The 1,313-nt window shown below is 31.5% G+C and carries 2 protein-coding genes; one reads left to right on the top strand and one right to left on the bottom strand.

Annotated features, from left to right (window positions below):
- Positions 1–410: autotransporter outer membrane beta-barrel domain-containing protein (locus tag ACFINU_RS09870; RefSeq protein WP_375618994.1), on the top strand; the 410-nt coding region annotated here is incomplete at its 5' end.
- Between the two features lie 484 nt (positions 411–894).
- On the opposite strand, the gene ACFINU_RS09865 is transcribed toward ACFINU_RS09870, so the two are convergent.
- Positions 895–1,077 (bottom strand): hypothetical protein, encoded by a 183-nt coding sequence (locus ACFINU_RS09865; protein ID WP_375618995.1) that lies wholly within the window; start codon positions 1,075–1,077, stop codon positions 895–897.
- Positions 1,078–1,313: the final 236 nt, after the last annotated feature.

Here is a 1,313-nt window from a genome sequence, read left to right as displayed (position 1 = left end):
ATAAAGGTGTTGTTTTTGATCCGCAGATTCAGGTTGTTTATCAGCATCTTCAGTTTAATCAGGCGCGTGATATTGATAACCTTGACGTGGATTTAGGAAAATTTCATCAATGGGTGGGGCGTGTTGGTGGGTGTTTAAGCAAGACGTTAGGTGTTGTGGAAGAGGGACGTGAAGTTTCTTTTTATAGTAAGCTTTCTTATTTGCATAGTTTTGAAGATAAGCAATTCGTTTCTTTTAAAAACGATTTTCAGTTAGGTTCCTTTGGTTCTTCTTTGGAAGCAGGGGTTGGGTTTAATGCCCGTCTCTCATCAAAACTTTCTCTTCGTGGAGATGTCACTTATCAGCATAAATTTAAGAAAATTGGTTTTTCTGGAACGAGTTTCTCTGCTGGATTGCGCCACCTTTTTTGAAGAGGTGCAATATGTATTTTTAGTTAAAAGGCAGAAGATTTTCTGCCTTTTAATGTATTGAAATTTATTTTGCCTCATCAATATGGTTATTTTTTTGATATAAAAGATTATAATAGATGCTTTCTTTTATGCGATGAGAAATTTTTCTAAAATTTTTGATGTCAAGATATGAGGATAGATTTCATTGTGAATATGAGAAGTTTAAACGCTGAATGCTTGTGGCATAATTTTTCAAAAAATGCGATATTGATGATTGTTTTTGTCCGTTTCTTTATTAATTTTTATAGATCATAAGTTTAGTCTTTATGAGTTTTATGCATTGTTTTGAATTTTGTTTTAGAACTTTATTGACGTTTATATCATTTAATACGCATATTATTTGTTCCCTTTTTTAGGATATTTACTTAAGAATTTTGGATAAATATTTATTTTAGAACAAACAGAGGGAGTTTGAGGTCAAATTATAATAAAAGTAAAGTATGTTTTATCGTTTTGTTATGGTTGTTGTTTTGTAAATGATAGGTGGCAGAGAAATTTCGATAAGATACAGGATATTATTTTCATTGCGGTCATGCGCGGATATCACCATTCTTTTTTCAGCATTCAATATTTGCGCAGATTTTAGCACTCGAGAATGTTCATAAGAAGCTAATTCACCTTTTTTCAAAAGTCCTTCTTTGCATGCCAGCTTCGTTTGTGATGGACAAGGGGTTAATTGATTAAATATAAACAGGTTTGAAATGAAAGAAATTTATAATATTCAGTTTTTATTCAATATGTAAAATGATGAATGAGCATTCTGAATTATTGCATGAAATTTTCCTAAATCAATATCACGCGCCTGATTAAACTGAAGATGCTGATAAACAACCTGAATCTGCGGATCAAAAACAACACCTTTAT

Origin of the sequence: Bartonella sp. AC130YNZD (assembly GCF_042196865.1) — a bacterium.
Classification (GTDB): domain Bacteria; phylum Pseudomonadota; class Alphaproteobacteria; order Rhizobiales; family Rhizobiaceae; genus Bartonella.
This window is presented reverse-complemented; position numbering and strand designations above follow the sequence as displayed.